This is a genomic window from Neochlamydia sp. EPS4, assembly GCF_000813665.1.
Classification (GTDB): domain Bacteria; phylum Chlamydiota; class Chlamydiia; order Chlamydiales; family Parachlamydiaceae; genus Neochlamydia.
This window is the reverse complement of record NZ_JSDQ01000039.1, coordinates 1-5,118: the sequence shown is the minus strand read 5'-3', so window position 1 is coordinate 5,118 and position 5,118 is coordinate 1. Positions and strand designations below refer to the sequence as shown.

At 40.8% G+C, this 5,118-nt stretch carries 3 protein-coding genes; all 3 read right to left on the bottom strand.

The genetic code is table 11. The features are described from left to right. Window positions 1-1,333 (bottom strand): leucine-rich repeat domain-containing protein (locus DB42_RS10325; protein ID WP_052435961.1); only part of this gene is annotated, 1,333 nt, incomplete at its 3' end. Between the two features lie 512 nt (window positions 1,334-1,845). Continuing rightward, the gene (locus DB42_RS03730) at window positions 1,846-3,546 is read right to left on the bottom strand and encodes a leucine-rich repeat domain-containing protein (protein ID WP_052435960.1); all 1,701 of its coding nucleotides are present in this window, start codon (window positions 3,544-3,546) and stop codon (window positions 1,846-1,848) included. 221 nt (window positions 3,547-3,767) lie between these two features. Beyond that, window positions 3,768-5,118: IS1634 family transposase (locus tag DB42_RS03725; protein ID WP_044881803.1), on the bottom strand; the 1,351-nt coding region annotated here is incomplete at its 5' end.

The following is a 5,118-nucleotide window of genomic DNA, read 5'->3' as shown; positions in this document are numbered from 1 at the left end:
CGGGCAGACTGGTGAGCTGGTTTTGATCTAAGCAAAGCAATTGCAGCTGAGACAGCTGCCCGATTTCTGCAGGAAGGCTGGTGAGCTGGTTTTGATATAAGCCAAGCTTTTGCAGCTGAGACAGCTGCCCGATTTCTGCAGGAAGGCTGGTGAGCTGGTTTTGACTTAAGTAAAGGCATTCCAGCTGAAACAGTTGTCCTATTCCTACAGGAAGGCTGGTAAGCTGGTTTTGATCTAGGCCAAGCCATTTCAGCCGAGACAGCTGCCCGATTTCTGCAGGAAGGCTGGTGAGCTGATTTTGATCTAGTTCAAGCCTTTGCAGCTGAGACAGCTGCCCGATTTCTGCAGGAAGGCTGGTGAGCTGGTTTTGGCTTAAGTTAAGCTCTTGCAGCTGAGGCAGTTGCCCGATTTCCACAGGCAGATTGGTGAGCTGGTTTTCATTTAAGTAAAGCTTTTGCAGCCGAGGCAGTTGCCCGATTTCTCCAAGCAGACTGGTGAGCTGATTTTGGCTTAAATCAAGCCTTTGCAGCTGAGACAGCTGGCCGATTTCTGCAGGAAGGCTGGTGAGCTGATTTTGATTTAAGTAAAGCCCGTGCAGCTGAGATAACTGGAATATTTCTGGGGGTAAATAAGTCAAGCCTGCTTTAGATAAATTTAGCAAAGTTAAGTCTTTACAATTTTCTTCAATCCAATCTCTAAGAAGCTCTCCTTTTTTCTTTAGAGGCAAGTGCTTAATTTCTTCTCGGCTCAAGTATTCTTCCCCACCAGGAAGTTTTTTCCAAAGCAAAAGGCGATTAATATTTAAGAGATAAGAAGCGTAATTAGCCAGCGTTAAGCCTCTTTTTTCTTCTGTTTTCTCTTTAAATTCTACTAGAGGCAAGTGCTTAATTTCTTCTCGGCTTAAGTATTTTTCCCTACCAGGAAGCTTTTTCCAAAGTAAAAGACGATTAATATTTAAGAGATAAGAAGCGTAATTAGCCAGCCTTAAGCCTCTTTTTTCTTTTGTTTTCTCTTTCTCTTTAGATTCTAAAGGAGAAAGAGACTTGGCTAAAGTAAAGATTTGCCTAAAGATTGCATTTACCTTTGCTACTTCAGTAAGCTTTTTTTCTAGCTTATAAATCCTATCTACAATAAGAGCCTGCTCCTTAACATTTCCTTGAGGAACATGCACTTTACCTATTTGCTTATAAAGAGAAGGCATCACTTCAGAAGCTAGCAGATGATGCCATCTTTTACAGACGCTAAATAAGGAAGGAACTGCGCAAGCCTCTAAGATAGGGAGTAGCAATTCATTGGGCAAGCTTTCAATAGATGCCGAAGAGATAGGATGCATTTTATTTCCTTGGGTAGTGATGACTTTTCAGCATTTTATTTATTAAAGGCAATGTAAATAAATTAAAAAAGCAAGTCAAATCAATTCGTATCCTTATCAATGAAAAACAACTCATAGAGAGATTTAAGGAAAGGGCGGGGCCTTCCAAGCATTTAAGAGCAGCAACAGGTTTTGGGGATTAAGTGATGCGGCAATTTTGGTGTGGCTAAAAGAATGAGATTGATTCTTTGCCTTATTTGAGAAAAATGGCTCTTTTTGGCGCAATGTTTTAATTCTTCTACCGCCTGATGGAATACAATACGCCTAGCTTCTTCCTGTCAAGAAAGGTTGTTCTCCCAGCCATAAAACACTCTGCAGAAAAAGAGAAAAACTTCTTGTCGTTATAATGTGTAGGTTAGTTTAAGCTTGTCTAGTTGCGGGAAGAAAAGCGAATTGCATCTTTAAAGATAAGATGGCTAAAAGTTTTTATTTCATTTTAGCTCACTCCAACTTAAAAAGCACTTACGGCCATTCTACAATCGAAAACGCTGCTTTATTTTCTCTGCAATATCTTTCAAAGGATTTTCTGCTAATTCGAGCTCGGTAAGCTGAAACAGTTGTCCTATTTCTACAGGAAGGCTGGTGAGCTGATTTTGATCTAAGTAAAGCTTTTGCAGTCGAGATAATTGCCCAATTTCTGAAGGTAGACTGGTGAGCTGATTTTGATCTAAGTAAAGCCCTTGCAGTTCAGACAGCTGCCCAATTTCTGTGGGCAGGCGGATGAGCTGGTTTTGATCTAAGTCAAGCCATTTCAGCTGAAACAGTTGCCCGATTTCTGTAGGTAGAGCGGTGAGCTGGTTTTGATTTAAGGCAAGGATTTGTAGCTGAGGCAGTTGCCCGATTTCTCCAGGCAGAGCGGTGAGCTGGTTTTGGCTTAAGTCAAGCCATTTCAGCTGAGACAGTTGCCCGATTTCTGCAGGTAGACTGGTGAGCTGATTTTGATTTAAGTAAAGCTTTTGCAGTTGAGATAATTGCCCGATTTCTGCAGGTAGGTTGGTGAGCTGGTTTTGATCTAGGTTAAGCCATTTCAGCTGAGACAGTTGCCAGATTTCTGCAGGTAGAACGGTGAGGTGGTTTTGAGTTAAAGAAAGCGATTGCAGCTGAGACAGTTGCCAGATTTCTCCAGGCAGGCTGGTGAGCTGGTTTTGATTTAAGCAAAGCGATTGCAGCTGAGACAGTTGCCAGATTTCTCCAGGCAGGCTGGTGAGCTGGTTTTGGTCTAAGTAAAGCGATTGCAGCTGAGACAGTTGCCAGATTTCTGCAGGCAGGCTGGTGAGCTGGTTTTGATTTAAGTTAAGCCATTCTAGCTGAGACAATTGCCCGATTTCTGCTGGCAGAGCGGTGAGCTGGTTTTGATTTAAGCGAAGCTTTTGCAGCTGAGACAGCTTTCCGATTTCTGCAGGAAGGCTGGTGAGCCAGTTTTCTACTAAGTAAAGCTCTTGCAGTTGAGATAGCTGGCATATTTCTGTGGGTAAATAAATCAAGCCTGCTTTAGATAAATTTAGCAAAGTTAAGTCTTTACAATTTTCTTCAATCCAATCTCTAAGAAGCTCTCCTTTTTTCTTTAGAGGTAAGTGCTTGATTTCTTCTCGGCTCAAGTATTCTTCCCCACCAGGAAGTTTTTTCCAAAGCAAAAGGCGATTAATATTTAAGAGATAAAAAGCGTAATTAGCCAGCCTTAAGCCTCTTTTTTCTTCTGTTTTCTCTTTAAATTCTACTAGAGGCAAGTGCTTAATTTCTTCTCGGCTTAAGTATTTTTTCCTACCAGGAATCTTTTTCCAAAGCAAAAGACGATTAATATTTAAGAGATAAGAAGCGTAATTAGCCAGCCTTAAGCCTCTTTTTTCTTCTGTTTTCTCTTTAGATTCTAAAGGAGAAAGAGACTTGGCTAAAGTAAAGATTTGCCTAAAGATTGCATTTACCTTTGCTGCTTCAGAAAGCTTTTCTTCTAGCTTATAAATCCTATCTACAATAAGAGCCTGCTCCTTAACATTTCCTTGAGGAACATGCACTTTACCTATTTGTTTATAAAGAGAAGGCATCACTTCAGAAGCCAGCAGATGATGCCATCTTTTACAGACGCTAAATAAGGAAGGAACTGCGCAAGCCTCTAAGATAGGGAGTAGCAATTCATTGGGCAAGCTTTCAATAGAGGCCGAAGAGATAGGATGCATTTTGTTTCCTTGGGTAGTGATGGCTTTTCAGCATTTTATTTATTAAAGACAATATAAAAAAATTAAAAAGCAAGTCAAATGAACTCGTATCCTTATCACCAGGAGGGCATCGGCTAACTTGTTAAGCAAAGAGCAAGCTACTGTGCCTTGTAGCGGAAGTTCCACTTTTTTAGAAACGATCGATAGCAATCAAGTTATTGATTATTAACAATTTAAGTGAATTATCGGCGCTTCTTCCTAGTGACTACATGCGCATGATTCTTTGGTAAAACTTTTGGTAACTCTACTTTTAAGGCTTCAAGCATTTGTCTGTTTTGGTGGCGTGGTTCGGGGATTTGCTGAAAACTTAAGCCATCATTTACTGTCCATTCTATTAGCGTTAAAGTAGATAAGCTGCGTAAACCCTCTTCTACTGTTAAATAAAGGTCCTTCCAGGCTTTATCAAGCTCTCTGATAATCATGTAGGCTAACATTACAATTAAAACATGGCCTCTTGTACTTTCTTCTGAACGTACATAGACTGGCCGTATCTCAAGATCGCTTTTTACTGTTCTAAAAGCTGATTCTACCCTAGCTAAATCTTTATAACGATCATGTACTTCTTGCATGCTCACTTCGTCGCAAGCAAGATCGGTTTTAATCACATAGCAACCATCTAGCTTAGCATCCTCAGCTAGTATTTCTTGATTGAGGCATATAGATAAGCTTCTATCTTGTGCGCTAACTGTCACGCAAGTCTTAAGCGCTAAACGCTCGATTTTAGCTTTAATTTTTTTCAGCGCTACTTCTACCTGTGCTTTGGGATGTGCATGTAGATAGGCATTTTGCATAGCGACCAATTTTTCTATGCTAGCTAGCTTGCTGGTACGAGAATGGGCAATTTCCTGGGTGCGTACAGGATTACGTTTAAGAATATATCTTATCCCCCCTTCTTTGACTTCAGCCAAGTTTTTATCAAATAGCGTATATTCGATCACACCTCTTTTCATTAAGGTCTCTATTTGAGCCTTTGTCACAGCGGTAATATAATGAAAACCCCGCGCTTGTAAATTTTCGATCTGCCCGCTTTTAATCATCCCTCTATCGCCTACAAAAGTGACTTTCTCGCATTTAAAGCGTTCTTTAGCTTTTTTGATCTGAGCATAAAAGGTAGAAGTATCTTGGGTATTGCCTTTAAACACTTCGGTTGATACGGGTGTGCCATCGGCTGAACTTGGCAAGCCTATCACAATTTGCTTCTTACCTTTCTTTTTGTCTCGGTTATAACCCCAATCGGCAAGCTCGTTTTTCTCGCCTTCTAAATACGAGCTAGTGACATCATACAAAAATAAGTGAGGAGGTTTCTTGCAAAAACTTTTAGTAAACAATCGATCTTCGATAGAGGCTTGGCTTTGGCATAACCACAAAAGATTCTTATAAAGATCTTCTTCATTAAAGCCCTTTTGCAAGTCAATTACAGGAGCAATGGCATATGTTTCTGCCAGCCTGACGGCAGAAAGTCTTGAGCCTTGCTCCAATACGCGTGCTACCACTTGCCACAACGCGAGCTGACCTTCTCGGCTATTGCCAAGT